The 15,076-nt window shown below is 55.9% G+C and carries 14 protein-coding genes; 11 read left to right on the top strand and 3 right to left on the bottom strand.

Annotated features, from left to right (window positions below; genetic code table 11):
* From tauB to tauD, 3 genes are read left to right on the top strand one after another with little or no spacing between them, the layout of a single operon-like run.
* Entirely contained in the window at positions 1 to 795 is a 795-nt protein-coding gene (gene tauB, locus ACI7MX_RS05995) for a taurine ABC transporter ATP-binding subunit (protein ID WP_405584132.1), read from the top strand.
* Positions 792 to 1,628 (top strand): taurine ABC transporter permease TauC, encoded by an 837-nt coding sequence (tauC, locus tag ACI7MX_RS05990; RefSeq protein ID WP_314482808.1) that lies wholly within the window; start codon positions 792 to 794, stop codon positions 1,626 to 1,628. The genes tauB and tauC overlap by 4 nt, the downstream gene beginning before the upstream one ends.
* Before the next feature lie 55 nt (positions 1,629 to 1,683).
* Positions 1,684 to 2,517, top strand: a complete 834-nt coding sequence (gene tauD, locus ACI7MX_RS05985) for a taurine dioxygenase (RefSeq protein ID WP_314482811.1) — start codon at positions 1,684 to 1,686, stop codon at positions 2,515 to 2,517.
* Positions 2,518 to 2,632: 115 nt separating this feature from the next.
* Here the strand turns inward: tauD and ACI7MX_RS05980 are convergent, their stop codons facing one another.
* The 3 genes from ACI7MX_RS05980 to ACI7MX_RS05970 form a co-directional block, all read right to left on the bottom strand.
* Positions 2,633 to 3,280: a TetR/AcrR family transcriptional regulator gene (locus tag ACI7MX_RS05980; protein WP_314482814.1), complete on the bottom strand. Its 648-nt coding sequence runs from the start codon at positions 3,278 to 3,280 to the stop codon at positions 2,633 to 2,635.
* A gap of 47 nt (positions 3,281 to 3,327) precedes the next feature.
* Positions 3,328 to 4,056, bottom strand: a complete 729-nt coding sequence (locus tag ACI7MX_RS05975) for a carbonic anhydrase (protein WP_405584137.1) — start codon at positions 4,054 to 4,056, stop codon at positions 3,328 to 3,330.
* Between the two features lie 178 nt (positions 4,057 to 4,234).
* The gene (locus ACI7MX_RS05970; RefSeq protein WP_153377536.1) at positions 4,235 to 5,611 is read right to left on the bottom strand and encodes a glutamine synthetase family protein; all 1,377 of its coding nucleotides are present in this window, start codon (positions 5,609 to 5,611) and stop codon (positions 4,235 to 4,237) included.
* Between the two features lie 278 nt (positions 5,612 to 5,889).
* On the opposite strand from ACI7MX_RS05970, the gene ACI7MX_RS05965 reads away from it, so the two are divergent.
* From ACI7MX_RS05965 to ACI7MX_RS05930, 8 genes are all read left to right on the top strand, one after another.
* Complete coding sequence (locus ACI7MX_RS05965) at positions 5,890 to 6,666, top strand: gamma-glutamyl-gamma-aminobutyrate hydrolase family protein (protein ID WP_405584140.1); 777 nt, start codon at positions 5,890 to 5,892, stop codon at positions 6,664 to 6,666.
* A 36-nt stretch (positions 6,667 to 6,702) separates the two neighbouring features.
* A complete protein-coding gene (locus ACI7MX_RS05960; protein ID WP_314482824.1) occupies positions 6,703 to 8,061 on the top strand; it encodes a glutamine synthetase family protein in 1,359 nt (452 codons plus the stop codon).
* 57 nt (positions 8,062 to 8,118) lie between these two features.
* Entirely contained in the window at positions 8,119 to 9,483 is a 1,365-nt protein-coding gene (locus ACI7MX_RS05955) for an aspartate aminotransferase family protein (RefSeq protein ID WP_405584143.1), read from the top strand.
* A gap of 183 nt (positions 9,484 to 9,666) precedes the next feature.
* Positions 9,667 to 10,779: a polyamine ABC transporter substrate-binding protein gene (locus ACI7MX_RS05950; protein ID WP_314482829.1), complete on the top strand. Its 1,113-nt coding sequence runs from the start codon at positions 9,667 to 9,669 to the stop codon at positions 10,777 to 10,779.
* 186 nt (positions 10,780 to 10,965) lie between these two features.
* Positions 10,966 to 12,060, top strand: coding sequence for a polyamine ABC transporter substrate-binding protein (locus ACI7MX_RS05945; protein WP_405584146.1), 1,095 nt, complete (start codon positions 10,966 to 10,968; stop codon positions 12,058 to 12,060).
* Between the two features lie 69 nt (positions 12,061 to 12,129).
* Positions 12,130 to 13,272 carry a polyamine ABC transporter ATP-binding protein gene (potA, locus tag ACI7MX_RS05940; protein WP_122786187.1) on the top strand — a complete coding sequence of 381 codons (1,143 nt, stop codon included), beginning with the start codon at positions 12,130 to 12,132 and terminating at the stop codon, positions 13,270 to 13,272.
* A gap of 35 nt (positions 13,273 to 13,307) precedes the next feature.
* Positions 13,308 to 14,189 carry an ABC transporter permease subunit gene (locus tag ACI7MX_RS05935; RefSeq protein WP_405584625.1) on the top strand — a complete coding sequence of 294 codons (882 nt, stop codon included), beginning with the start codon at positions 13,308 to 13,310 and terminating at the stop codon, positions 14,187 to 14,189.
* Positions 14,186 to 15,076, top strand: a complete 891-nt coding sequence (locus ACI7MX_RS05930; protein ID WP_405584150.1) for an ABC transporter permease subunit — start codon at positions 14,186 to 14,188, stop codon at positions 15,074 to 15,076. The genes ACI7MX_RS05935 and ACI7MX_RS05930 overlap by 4 nt, the downstream gene beginning before the upstream one ends.

Below are 15,076 nucleotides of genomic sequence, written 5' to 3'. Positions count from 1 at the left end.
ATGGCCTTGTTATCACTGGAGCGTATCAGCGCACAGTACCCAGGCGCCGCTGAGCCTGTGCTTTCGGATATTTCCGTCAACCTTGGCCCTCAGCAACTGCTGGTCGCACTCGGCCCTTCGGGCAGCGGCAAAACGTCGTTGCTTAACTTGATTGCAGGCTTCGTTGAGCCAAGCGCCGGGCGCATCACCCTCGATGGCGCCCCGGTTAAAGGCCCAAGCGCTGAACGCGGCGTGGTGTTTCAGGATGATGTGCTGCTGCCTTGGCAGGACGTGTTGGCCAACGTGGCCTTTGGCCTGGAACTGGCCGGCGTACCGCGCAACAAACGCGAAATTCGCGCCCGTGAAATGTTGGCATTGGTGGACTTGTCGGGCTTCGAGCAGCGACGTGTGTGGGAGTTGTCCGGCGGTCAAAAACAACGTGTCGGTCTGGCTCGCGCCTTGGCTGCTGATCCACGTGTGTTGCTAATGGACGAACCCTTTGGCGCACTCGATGCATTCACCCGCGAACAGATGCAAGAACTGTTGCTGCAAGTGTGCAAACGCACCGACAAACCGGTTTTTTTGATCACTCACGACATCGAAGAAGCCGTGTTTCTGGCCACGGACCTGGTCCTGTTGGCACCCAACCCGGGTCGTATCGTTGAGCGCCTGACGCTGGACTTCGGCCAGCGTTACAACGCAGGCGAGTCGGCGCGCTCCATCAAGTCCGACCCTCGTTTTATCGAAACCCGTGAGCACGTATTGGAGCGGGTCTTTTCACAACGCGGTGCCGCCCAGCGGCAGGAGCGCGCATGAGTACCTATGAAGCGGCGCCGTGCGCCCCGATTGTCGCTGCCCCCGCGCCGCGTCCGGCCAAACGAAGCCTGAGCACGCGCTGGATCAGCGTGCTGACTCTGCTGACATTGATCGCCACGTGGTGGGCCGTCACAGCGGCGGGTTTGATTGAGCCGCTGTTTTTGCCACCGCCCTGCGCCGTGCTGGAAAAAGGCTGGTTACTGGCCACCACCGGTTACATGGATGCCACCTTGTGGCAGCACTTGGGCGCGAGCTTGACCCGTATCGGTCTAGGTCTGGGGTTTGCGATTTTAACAGCCGTGCCGGTCGGTATAGCCATTGGTCACAACCGTATCGCGCGAGGCATTTTCGATCCGCTGATCGAGTTTTACCGCCCTATTCCGCCGTTGGCTTACCTGCCGCTGATCGTGATTTGGTGCGGCATTGGCGAGCTGTCGAAAGTGTTGCTGATCTATCTGGCGATTTTCGCCCCGATCGCCATTGCCACCGCCACCGGCGTACGCACGGTCGACCCGGCCAAAGTGCGCGCCGCCCAGTCGCTAGGTGCAAGCCGCTGGCAATTGATTCGCTATGTGATCTTGCCTAGCGCCCTGCCGGATATTTTGACCGGTGTGCGCATTGGTCTCGGGGTGGGCTGGTCGACGTTGGTGGCCGCCGAACTGATCGCTGCCACGAGTGGCCTGGGTTTCATGGTGCAATCGGCGGCGCAATTTCTGGTCACCGACGTGGTGGTGTTGGGCATCCTGGTCATCGCTGTTATCGCCTTCGCCATGGAAATGGGTCTGCGCGCCCTGCAACGCAAGCTGGTGCCGTGGCACGGCCAGGCTCACTAACCCTTTTTAGTAACATTCGACGCTGATCAATCGGCGCGCTGATGAAGAGATCACCATGAGCCTGACCATTACCCCGCTTAGCTCTGCCCTTGGCGCCCAAATTGACGGCGTTGACCTGACGCTGCCCTTGAGTGAGGAACAGCGCACTGCCATTGAGCAGGCGTTGCTTAAGCATCAGGTTATTTTCTTCAAGGACCAATCGATCACCCCACAGCAACAGGCGCGCTTTGCCGCCAACTTTGGCGATCTGCATATTCACCCGATTTACCCCAATGTGCCTGAGCAACCCGAGGTACTGGTGCTGGATACGGCCGTCACTGACGTGCGTGATAATGCGGTGTGGCACACCGACGTGACCTTTTTGCCGACGCCAGCAATGGGCGCGGTGCTGAGCGCCAAGCAATTGCCCGCATTTGGTGGCGATACGTTATGGGCCAGCGGTATTGCGGCGTTTGAAGGCTTGTCCAAGCCCTTGCAAGTGTTGCTGGATGGCTTGACGGCGACCCACGATTTCACCAAGTCCTTCCCGCTGGAGCGTTTTGGTTCGACGCCAGAGGATTTGGCGCGCTGGGAGCAAACCCGCAAAAACAACCCGCCTCTGTCTCATCCGGTGATTCGTACGCATCCGGTGAGTGGGCGAAAGTCGTTGTTCGTCAACGAAGGTTTCACCACCAAAATCAATGAACTGTCAGAGGCGGAAAGCGAAGCCATTCTGAAGTTATTGTTCGCCCACGCTACCCGGCCCGAGTACACCATTCGTTGGCGCTGGCAGGAAAATGACGTCGCGTTTTGGGACAACCGCGTGACCCAGCATTACGCGGTAGATGATTACCGACCGAACCGGCGTGTGATGCACCGAGCGACTATTTTGGGTGATGCGCCGTTTTGATTTGAAGTCCACGCAAACCCTTTTCCCTCACCCCAACCCTCTCCCAGAGGGAGAGGGGGCTTGGTCTGCTTTACTATTGCTTTTGCTTTTAGTCCCCTCTCCCTCCGGGAGAGGGTTAGGGTGAGGGGCTTTGGCGTTTTGGCAAAAAAGGCGGCAAGTACAACCCCAAATACGCATCCACCACCCGCGCCCCTTCTTCCGCCATGCGCTCGGTGATAACGCCGTGAATCTGTATAGACCGCGCATACACCCGGTCGCCCAACTCCATGGCCAGTGCAAACACATCGACGTCGTGCGGCAATACGGGCAATTCAAAGTGGCGCGTAAACAACCCCTGCATTAACTGGCCCAATTCAAGGTCGTGCTGACGATCAGCCCGTGTCACTTCGGTCAGCCCGTGCTGGGCCAAAATCAACTGCCGGGCCGCCGCATCGTTGCTGTAAATCTCCAACATGCGGTGCTCAACGATCTGCGACAGGTCGCGCCAGCTTTTCAGTGACTCATGCGCAATCGGCGCTTGCAGGCACGCGCGGAACGCCGCATGCACATCCCCCGTCAACGCTTGAAGCAAGGCCGGTACGCCGGCAAAAAAGTGATAGACCGATGAGGGCGCCATTGCGGCACGTTCGGCCACGCTGTAAATCGACAGGCTGCTCACACCTTCTGCGGCGAGCAATGCACGGGCAGCATCAAGAATAGTGTCGATTCGGCTCTGGCTACCTGCGCGGGGCTTGCGAGGGCGTGGAAGGGCGGGGCGCGTCATGGCTGTCTCCTGCGGGGCAGCCGGCATTGTACGAGCCGGGTTTGATGTTAGCCACCGACCTGTATGGTGCGGTTGTTGGACGGCTGGATGGGGCGGGCACTCATCGGGAACGTCAGCTGGAAGGTATACAACTGAGCTTCAGAGAGTTGCACAGGTGTCTTCATGACTATCCAACGTACGCCCTCGCTGCAAGGTGGGGTGGTCATTGACCCACTGAAGTCATAGTAATCGCGCTGTGCGGGGTACAACTGCGTCACATCAAAACGGCCCAGCGTCAGGACGTCGCCTCTTTGAGCAGGGATTGAGGAGAAAAATTGCTCCAGCACAAGGTTTTTGGCACCGATCTCAAACAGGATGACCACCATTAAGGGCTGGCCCGCCGGGTTACGGTGCTCCAGGTACACGGCGAGAGGAAAACGTCGACCGTTTACCTGTACTTCACTGGGCGTATGAATGTTCACGCTCTGAAAATCGAAAATATCTGGCCCTACACTGATCCAGCCCTTTGAAGAAGGTTTGATGTTCAGGGTATGCCCGGTGTGCAGGAGGGTTGAAGGGCTCGGCAAGTAGTTGAGATTCAGTGCTGGCAGCTCTGCAGGGGAGGTGTCGTCGATATTGATCGGGGATTGAAACTTGCCTGAGCGGCATAACGCGAAGGCAGGGTCTAGCTCAGCCCAGTGTTCAGGGCCGGTGGCTCCGGAATAGCTCCACGTGGGTTCGTTTGAATAAGCTTTTGTACCGAAACTCACCCCCAGTAGAAAAACCATCACAGGCATTAAGTGAAACTTCATAAGGGGGGCCGTCGTGGCAAGTTAAATACGCCGCGAATCTTGGAAGCTTTTAGTATTTATTTATGTAGGCCATTTCCTTAAGAAGTTGAGAAATTGACTATCGATCAGACAGAAAAAACGCCACGGGCGTGAACCGGTGGCGTTTTTTCCAGACTGCAATCGCTTACACGGTATGCAAGTACCAGTTGTATTCGAGGTCGGAGATGGAGTGTTCGAACTCTTCCAGCTCACTCTCTTTGCAGGCTACAAAGATATCGATGTATTTCGGGTCGATATATTTGGCCATGACTTCACTGTCATCCAGTTCGCGCAACGCATCGCGCAGATTGTTTGGCAGGCTTTGTTCGTTCTGCTCGTAACTGTTGCCTTCGACGGGCGCGCCCGGCTCGATCTTGTTGGTCAGGCCGTGGTGAATACCGGCAAGCACAGAGGCCATCAACAGATACGGGTTGGCATCGGCGCCGGCAACCCGGTGTTCGATACGCACCGAGTCGGCTGAGCCGGTCGGTACCCGAATAGCCACAGTGCGGTTATCCAGCCCCCAGCACGGCGAGTTCGGCACGTAAAACTGTGCGCCGAAACGACGGTACGAGTTGACGTTAGGGCACAGGAACGCCATTTGCGCCGGTAGGGTCTCGAGCACACCGCCGATCGCATGACGCAATGCGGCGTTCTGCTCGGGATCCTCGCTAGCAAAAATATTTTTGCCTTCTTTATCCAGAATCGAAATATGAACGTGTAGCCCGTTCCCCGCCTGGCCCGGATAAGGCTTGGCCATGAAGGTGGTGTCCATCTCATGGTCGTAGGCGATGTTTTTAATCAGACGTTTAAGCAGTACCGCGTAGTCGCACGCCTTGATCGGGTCCGCGACGTGGTGCAGGTTCACTTCGAACTGCGCCGGTGCACTTTCCTTGACGATGGCGTCAGCAGGAATACCTTGCTCTTTAGCACCTTCCAGAATGTCCTGAAGGCAGTCGACGTATTCGTCGAGGTCGTCGATCAAGTAAACCTGAGTCGAGTGTGGACGCTTGCCGGAGATCGGCGAACGGGGTGGCTGCGGACGGCCGTTAACGTTCTCCTGGTCGATCAGGTAGAACTCCAGCTCGAAAGCGGCGCAGATGGTCAGGCCCATATCGTCAAATTTTGTAACAACCTGACGGAGCACTTCGCGCGGATCGGCGAAGAACGGTTCACCTTCTAGTTCGTGCATCGTCATCAGCAATTGCGCGGTGGGGCGTTTTTGCCAAGGTTCGTTGCACAGGGTGTCAGGAATTGGATAACAGATTCGGTCAGCGTCACCGATATCCAGACCCAGACCAGTGCTTTCTACGGTCGAGCCATTGATATCCAGTGCAAATAAAGAGGCAGGCAGGTTGATGCCTTTCTCGTAAACCTTGTGGAGGCTGGTGCGTTCGATGCGCTTACCGCGCACCACACCATTCATATCCGCAATTAGAAGGTCTACGTACAGAACCTCAGGATGATCCTTAAGGAACGCGTTCGCTTCATTAAGCTGAACGGCACGCGGGGGTACCGACATGATGCAACACCTTTGTTGTTAAAAATATCAATCATTGAGCGCTACGGGTTTCAGTCAACCCGAACGCCCTACCGAAGTCAAGCAGCTGATTTTCTGCCCTAAAAAAGCGCCGGAGGGCCATTTTTGACGCTTTTTAGGGCGGCTTTGCACTTAAATAAAGCTTGCCTGCCGCTGGCTTGAGCGGGCCGTGTAGTATTTTTTACGGGGGTGTTGTGGAAAAAAATGAACAAGGCTAAGCTCGATTCAAACCCATAACAGCAATAATACCGGGGTGCTACATGCCACGCCTGCCGTTAATCGGCGTCACCGCCTGCACCAAGCAGATCGGTTTGCATCCTTATCACGTCACGGGTGACAAGTACGTGCGAGCTGTTGCAGTGGCAGCCAAAGGCTTACCTCTGATTGTTCCCTCATTAGCGGAACTGATTGATCCGGCCGATATTCTTGACGGCCTGGACGGCCTGCTTTTTACAGGCTCACCGTCCAATATCGAGCCCCATTTGTATCACGGCCCCGCCAGCGCACCTGGCACCTTGCATGACCCTGATCGTGATCGCACCACTCTCCCCTTGATCCGCGCCGCCTTGGCCGCCGGTGTTCCTGTGCTCGGCATTTGTCGCGGTTTTCAAGAATTGAATGTAGCCCTGGGTGGCTCACTTCACCAGAAACTGCATGAAGTCGAAGGGTTTATCGAGCACCGAGAAGACACCAGCGCACCGGTCGACGTGCAGTACGGTCCCAGCCATGCCGTGCATATTCAACCCGGCGGCGTTTTGGCGGGTCTAGGCTTGCCGACGACCTTGGCGGTCAACTCGATCCACACCCAGGGTATTGATCAGTTGGCCCCCGGCTTGCGGGTTGAAGCCACTGCCCCGGACGGCCTGGTAGAAGCCGTTTCGGTCGACGGCGGCAAGGCTTTTGCTTTAGCGGTTCAATGGCACCCCGAATGGCAGGTAAGCTCTAACCCGTTTTATCTCGCCATCTTTCAGGCATTTGGAGATGCCTGCAGGCGGCGCGCAACACAACGCGACGCCGATGCGTCAGTAAACCCCTGACTTATTCAAGTCAGGACACTCAGCCCAGAGGCATTTATGAGTAACAACCTCGACCAGCTCACCGATTGGTTGAAAGACCACAAGATCACAGAAGTCGAATGCATGATCGCCGACCTTACCGGGATTACTCGCGGCAAGATCTCGCCGACCAATAAGTTCATTGCCGAAAAAGGCATGCGCCTGCCCGAAAGCGTCCTGCTGCAAACCGTGACGGGCGACTACGTCGAAGACGATATTTATTACGAGCTTCTCGATCCGGCTGACATTGACATGGTTTGCCGTCCCGATCAGAACGCCGTATTTGTCGTGCCTTGGGCGATAGAGCCAACGGCTCAGGTGATTCACGATACCTATGACAAGCAGGGCAACCCGATTGAGTTGTCGCCGCGCAACGTGCTCAAAAAGGTACTGAAACTCTACGCCGACCATGGCTGGCAGCCGATCGTAGCGCCAGAGATGGAGTTTTACCTGACCAAGCGCAGTGATGACCCGGACTACCCGTTGCAGCCGCCAGTAGGGCGCTCAGGGCGGCCAGAAACAGGTCGCCAATCCTTCTCTATAGAAGCCGCCAACGAATTCGATCCGCTGTTCGAAGACGTTTACGACTGGTGCGAGTTGCAAGAACTGGATCTGGACACCCTGATCCATGAAGACGGCACGGCACAGATGGAAATCAACTTCCGTCACGGCGACGCACTGTCGCTTGCCGACCAGATTCTGGTGTTCAAGCGCACCATGCGTGAAGCCGCGCTCAAGCACGATGTTGCCGCCACGTTCATGGCCAAGCCCATGACCGGCGAGCCCGGCAGTGCCATGCACTTGCACCAGAGCATTATTGACATCGAGACCGGCAAAAACGTCTTTTCCAATGAAGACGGAACCATGAGCCAGCTGTTTCTCAATCATATTGGCGGGTTGCAAAAGTTCATCCCTGAACTGCTGCCTTTGTTTGCACCCAATGTGAACTCCTTCCGCCGCTTCCTGCCAGATACGTCTGCGCCGGTAAACGTGGAGTGGGGCGAAGAGAACCGCACCGTTGGCTTGCGTGTACCCGATGCCGGGCCGCAAAACCGCCGGGTTGAAAACCGCTTGCCGGGGGCCGACGCCAACCCGTATCTGGCGATTGCTGCCAGCTTGCTGTGTGGTTTCATCGGCATGGTCGAACACATCAATCCGAGTGCACCCGTGGTCGGTCGCGGGTATGAACGCCGCAACCTGCGCCTGCCGTTGACCATCGAAGACGCTCTGGAGCGGATGGAAAACAGCAAGACGGTCGAAAAGTATCTGGGCACCAAATTCATCACCGGTTACGTCGCGGTCAAACGTGCCGAGCATGAAAACTTCAAACGCGTCATCAGTTCGTGGGAGCGGGAATTCCTGCTGTTCGCCGTCTGACACGCAGGGGGCTGACTTCAGGAGTGTCAGCCCCCCAACTGAATAAAGGAGCGCTGTATGACAAATAAAAACCCGCAAACCCTCGCTTGGCAAAATCTGAGTAACGATCACCATCTGGCACCGTTCAGCGACTTCAAGCAGCTCAAGGAAGTCGGCCCACGCATTATTACGCACGCCAAGGGCGTGTACCTGTGGGACAGCGAAGGCCACAAAATTCTCGACGGCATGGCCGGCCTGTGGTGTGTCGCCATTGGTTACGGACGTGACGAGCTGGCCGATGCCGCCAGCAAGCAAATGCGCGAATTGCCCTACTACAACTTGTTCTTCATGACCGCTCACCCGCCCGTGCTGGAGCTGGCCAAAGTGATTGCCGAGATTGCCCCTGAAGGCATGAACCATGTGTTCTTCACCGGCTCCGGCTCCGAGGGCAACGACACCATGCTGCGAATGGTTCGCCACTATTGGGCGATCAAGGGCCAGCCAAACAAAAAAGTCATCATCAGCCGCAAGAACGGCTATCACGGTTCAACCGTTGCTGGCGCCAGTCTGGGCGGCATGACCTATATGCATGAACAAGGCGATTTGCCGATTCCGGGCATCACCCATATCGCGCAACCGTACTGGTTCGGCGAAGGCGGCGACATGTCGCCGGAAGAGTTCGGGGTCTGGGCTGCCAACCAACTCGAAGAGAAGATCCTCGAAATTGGCGTGGACAATGTCGGTGCATTTATTGCCGAGCCCATTCAAGGCGCAGGTGGCGTGATCGTGCCGCCAGAGACTTACTGGCCTCGTGTCAAAGAGATCCTGGCCAAGTACGACATTCTTTTCGTGGCCGACGAAGTGATCTGTGGCTTTGGTCGCACCGGTGAGTGGTTTGGTAGCGATTTCTATGACCTTAAACCGGACATGATGACCATCGCCAAGGGCCTGACCTCGGGCTATATCCCAATGGGTGGTTTGATTGTGCGCGACGAAGTCGTGGCCGTGCTGAACGAGGGCGGCGACTTCAACCACGGTTTTACCTATTCGGGTCACCCGGTAGCCGCCGCCGTTGCGCTTGAAAACATTCGCATCCTGCGCGACGAAAAAATTATTGAGAAGGCTCACAACGAAAAGGCACCGTATTTGCAAAAGCGGTTACGTGAACTGAACGATCATCCTTTGGTGGGCGAAGTACGGGGTGTGGGCTTGTTGGGTGCCATTGAACTGGTGCAGGACAAAGCCACTCGTAAACGTTACGAAGGCCGTGGAGCCGGCATGATCTGCCGCCAATTCTGCTTCGATAGCGGACTGATCATGCGTGCCGTGGGCGACACCATGATCATTTCGCCACCACTGGTCATCAGCAAAGACGAGATCGATGAGCTAGTGACCAAGGCTCGTAAGTGCCTGGATTTGACCTTGGAAACTTTGCAAGGTTGACGTTTTGGCTCTGAGCGCAGACATCTGCAGCTTTAGCGTAGGTAAATGCGTTCGGAGCCTTAAGAATCAAGGCTCTTCCCTTGAAAGCCTGCCCTGTATCTTGCCAGACTAGCCGCCAGCTTTAGCCACCTTGAGTTCAGGTCGTTAATCGGTGGTTTTAAAAGAACAATTGGAGCATTACAGATGAAGGCATCAGGTTTTAAAAAAGCGGGCAAGACCCTTCTTGCCCTGTCCTTGATGGGTGTGATGGCCGGGGCGGCACAGGCGGCAGATAAGGTGCTGCACATTTACAACTGGTCCGATTACATCGCGCCAGACACCGTGGCCAAGTTTGAAAAACAAAGCGGTGTGAAGGTTGTCTACGACGTCTTCGACAGCAATGAAACCCTTGAGGCCAAGCTGCTGGCGGGCAAGTCCGGCTACGACATCGTCGTGCCGTCGAACAATTTCCTGGCCAAGCAGATCAAGGCCGGGGTTTACCAGGAGCTGGACAAGTCCAAGCTGCCTAACTGGAAAAACCTCGACCCTGCGTTGCTTAAAGCCGTGGGCGATGCCAGTGACCCGGGTAATAAACATGCGTTCCCGTACATGTGGGGCACTATCGGCATTGGTTACAACCCTGAGAAAGTCAAAGCAGCGCTGGGCGTCGACACCATCGACTCCTGGGACGTGCTGTTCAAGCCAGAAAACGCAGCCAAGCTAAAAAGCTGCGGCATAAGCTTCCTCGACTCGCCAACCGAAATGATTCCGGTGGCCTTGCATTACTTGGGCTACCCGACCGATTCGCAAGACAAGAAGCAATTGAAGGAAGCCGAAGATCTGTTCCTGAAGATCCGTCCCTCAGTGGGTTACTTCCACTCGTCCAAGTACATCTCCGACCTGGCCAATGGCAACATCTGCATCGCCGTGGGTTACTCGGGTGACCTTGAACAATCCAAAACCCGTGCGGCCGAGGCGGGTGGCAAAGTCAAACTGGCCTACAGCATTCCTAAAGAAGGTGCTGGCAGCTTCTACGACATGGTCGCCATTCCCAAGGATGCCGAGAACGTCGACGCGGCTTACCAGTTCATGAACTTCCTGTTGCAACCCGAAGTGATGGCTGAAATCACCAACAGCGTGCGTTTCCCGAACGGTAACCAGGCGGCAACGCCACTGGTAGATAAAGACATCTCGGGTGATCCAGCTATTTACCCGTCGGATGAAGTGAAAGCCAAGCTGTATGCCATCAGCGATCTGCCGGCTGCCACGCAACGGCTGCTGACACGTAGCTGGACCAAGATCAAATCCGGTAAATAAACAGGCTCTGTAGACGCTGTTGCAGCCTGCGGCAGCGACTACAGAATCGGACGCATATGCAATTAATTGCAGAAAACTTTGCTGTGTCGGTTTATCGAGGGTAAGTTGCGCGCCGGTTTTGTCTTTGGCGGTTTTGCTGCCGTGTGACGCGGGCAACCCAAGCCCAACTATTTTGAGGACCACCACGTGTCTAAATCTTTGTTTCGCAAGACCCTGCTGGTCGGAGCTGGTTTGACGCTTGCCGTCAGCGTACAAGCGGCACCTACCGTGCATATTTATAACTGGTCGGACTATATCGCCCCGACCACGCTGGCTGATTTCGAGAAAACCACCGGTATCAAACCGGTGTATGACGTGTTTGATTCCAACGAGACGCTGGAAGGCAAACTGCTGGCCGGACGTACCGGATATGACGTGGTCGTTCCGTCTAACCACTTCCTGGGCAAGCAAATTAAAGCGGGCGCGTTCCAAAAACTCGACCTGTCTCAGTTGCCTAACTATTCCAACCTCGACCCGGCCCTGCTCAAGCGTCTTCAGGCTAACGATCCGGGCAACCAATATGCCGTGCCTTATCTGTGGGGCACCAATGGCATCGGTTACAACGTGGACAAGGTCAAGGAAGTGCTGGGTGTCGATTCGATCGACTCATGGGACGTGGTGTTCAAACCCGAGAACATGAAGAAGCTGCAATCGTGTGGCGTGGCTTTCCTTGATTCCGCCGATGAAATGCTGCCGACTGTGCTCAACTATCTGGGCCTGGATGCCAACAGCACTCACCCTGAAGACTACAAAAAAGCAGAAAAAACCCTGATGTCGGTGCGCCCTTACGTCACCTACTTCCATTCTTCCAAATACATTTCGGACCTTGCCAACGGCAATATCTGTGTGGCCATTGGCTTCTCCGGTGATGTATTTCAAGCCAAGTCCCGTGCCGAGGAAGCGAAAAAGGGCGTCAACATCGCCTACATCGTTCCCAAGGAAGGCGGCGCACTGTGGTTTGACATGCTGGCGATTCCTAAGGACTCCAGCAACGTCAAGGAAGCTCACGCGTTCATCAACTACTTGTTGGACCCCAAGGTGATCTCCAAGGTCAGTGATTATGTCGGCTATGCCAACCCTAATCCGGCAGCTGACAAGGAGATGGATCAGTCCATCCGCACCGACGAGGCGGTTTACCCAACACAAGCGGTGCTGGACAAAACCTACGTTTCGACCGAGCTGCCGCCGAAAGTTCAGCGTCTGATGACGCGTACGTGGACCAAGGTCAAAACGGGCAAATAGCTCGCCTGACCACCTATCCAAGGCCCGACACTCTTGATCGGGCTGCTAAATTTGTTGGGAGTTTCGTAAATGGCTGTTGCCTCCGGCGCCTATAAGAAAGCCCTCGAGGGCGACCAGACCCCTAAACAGGTGCTGGTCAAAATCGACCGGGTCACGAAAAAATTCGACGAGACGATTGCCGTGGACGATGTGTCCCTGGAAATCAACAAAGGCGAAATTTTCGCCATGCTCGGCGGATCGGGATCGGGCAAATCCACCTTGCTGCGCATGCTCGCCGGTTTCGAGCGCCCAACAGAAGGCCGTATTTTCCTCGATGGCGTAGACATCACTGATATGCCGCCGTATGAACGGCCGATCAATATGATGTTCCAGTCCTACGCCCTGTTCCCGCACATGACCGTGGCCCAGAACATCGCGTTCGGTCTCAAGCAGGACAAAATGTCCACTGCCGAGATTGACGCTCGCGTCGGCGAAATGCTCAAACTGGTGCACATGACCCAGTATGCCAAGCGCAAGCCGCACCAGTTGTCTGGCGGTCAGCGTCAGCGTGTTGCCCTCGCCCGCTCCCTGGCCAAGCGTCCAAAGTTGTTGCTGCTTGATGAGCCGATGGGCGCGCTGGACAAAAAACTGCGTTCGCAAATGCAGCTGGAACTGGTGGAAATCATCGAGCGCGTTGGCGTGACCTGCGTCATGGTGACCCATGATCAGGAAGAAGCCATGACCATGGCCCAGCGCATCGCGATCATGCATCAAGGCTGGATCGCCCAGATCGGCAGCCCGATCGACATCTACGAAACCCCGGTCAGCCGTCTGGTGTGCGAGTTCATCGGCAACGTCAACCTGTTCGAGGGTGAAGTGGTCGACGACGCCGAAGGTTATGCGCGCATCGACTGCCCGGAGCTGGAAAACGACATCTACGTCGGGCACGGCGTCAGCACCTCGGTTGAAGACAAGCACATCACCTACGCCATTCGCCCGGAAAAAATGCTCGTCACCACCGAAAAGCCGACCTACGAGTACAACTGGTCGCGCGGCAAAGTGCATGACATCGCTTATCTGGGTGGCCATTCGGTGTTCTACGTCGAGCTGCCGAGCGGCAAGCTGGTGCAATCATTCGTGGCCAATGCTGAACGTCGCGGCGCGCGTCCGACTTGGGATGACGAAGTCTACGTGTGGTGGGAAGACGACAGCGGCGTGGTATTGCGCTCATGAACATGCGCAAATTCAAACGTCGACTGCATCGAATAATCCCCGATGGCCGCCATGCGGTGATCGGGATTCCATTCCTGTGGCTGTTTCTGTTCTTCATGCTGCCGTTCTTCATCGTTCTGAAGATCAGCTTTGCAGAAGCGGACGTGGCGATTCCGCCTTACACCGAGATCTACAGCTACGTTGATCAAAAGATTCAGATCCTGCTGAACCTCGGCAATTACGCCCTTTTGGGCGACGATGAGTTGTATATCGCCGCGTATCTGGGCTCATTGAAGATGGCCTTTTTCAGCACGGTGCTCTGCCTGCTGATCGGCTTTCCGATGGCGTATGCGATTGCCAATGCGCGTAAAGAGATGCAGACCGTACTGGTGCTGCTGATCATGATGCCGACCTGGACCGCCATTCTGATTCGCGTTTACGCGTGGATGGGCATCCTCAGCAACAACGGCCTGCTTAATGGCTTTTTGATGTCGATGGGCTGGATCAGCGAACCCTTGCAGATCCTCAACACCAATATCGCGGTGTACATCGGTATCGTGTATTCGTACCTGCCATTCATGATCCTGCCGCTGTACGCCAACCTGGTTAAACACGATCACAGCTTGCTGGAAGCGGCGTCTGACTTGGGTTCGAGCACGTTCAACAGCTTCTGGAAAATCACCGTTCCGTTGTCCAAAAACGGCATCATCGCCGGCTGCATGCTGGTGTTCATTCCGGTCGTGGGCGAGTTCGTGATCCCGGAACTGCTGGGTGGTCCGGAAACGCTGATGATCGGTAAAGTGCTGTGGCAAGAGTTCTTCAACAACCGTGACTGGCCCGTAGCGTCCGCGCTTGCCGTGGTGATGCTGGCAATCCTGATTGTGCCGATCATTCTGTTCAACCGCAGCCAGGCTAAAGAACTGGAGGGCAAGATATGAATCGCTTCCGTTTTTCTAGCTTTATGTTGGTCGCGGGGTTGTTGTTCATCTACCTGCCGATGCTGATTCTGGTGATCTACTCGTTCAACGCCTCCAAGCTGGTCACCGTGTGGGGCGGCTGGTCGCTGAAGTGGTACACGGGCCTTCTGGATAACACGCAACTGATGGGCTCGGTGATGCGCTCGCTGGAAATCGCCTTGTACACGGCGATTGCAGCAGTGGCATTGGGCACGTTGGCAGCCTTTGTGCTGACGCGTATCTCGCACTTCAAGGGCCGCACGTTGTTCGGCGGGCTGGTGACGGCACCGCTGGTGATGCCTGAAGTGATCACCGGCCTGTCGTTGCTGCTGTTGTTCGTGGCCATTGCGCAGATGATTGGCTGGCCGCAAGAGCGCGGTATCGTCACCATCTGGATCGCCCACACCACCTTCTGTGCGGCCTATGTGGCAGTCGTTGTGTCTGCACGCTTGCGTGAGCTGGACCTGTCGATTGAGGAAGCCGCCATGGACCTGGGCGCCAAGCCCTGGAAAGTGTTCTTCCTGATCACTATCCCGATGATTGCGCCATCGCTGGCGGCGGGTGCAATGATGTCCTTTGCCCTGTCTCTGGACGATCTGGTACTGGCCAGCTTTGTGTCCGGGCCGGGGTCGACAACCTTGCCGATGGAAGTGTTCTCGGCGGTTCGTCTGGGGGTTAAACCTGAGATCAACGCTGTGGCCAGCTTGATTCTGCTGGCGGTGTCGCTGGTGACCTTCCTGGTGTGGTTCTTCAGCCGCCGTGCAGAAGAACACCGCAAAAAAGCCATCCAGCAAGCCATCGATGAATCGATGGCCGAGTCCTGGAAGCAACCGGATGTACGCCGACCTAAATCGCCAAACGCGGTTTAA

Source organism: Pseudomonas sp. 2024-210, from assembly GCF_045062345.1.
Taxonomy (GTDB): domain Bacteria; phylum Pseudomonadota; class Gammaproteobacteria; order Pseudomonadales; family Pseudomonadaceae; genus Aquipseudomonas.
Note: the sequence above shows the minus strand (reverse complement) of the source record. Positions and strands in the feature narration are given on the sequence as shown.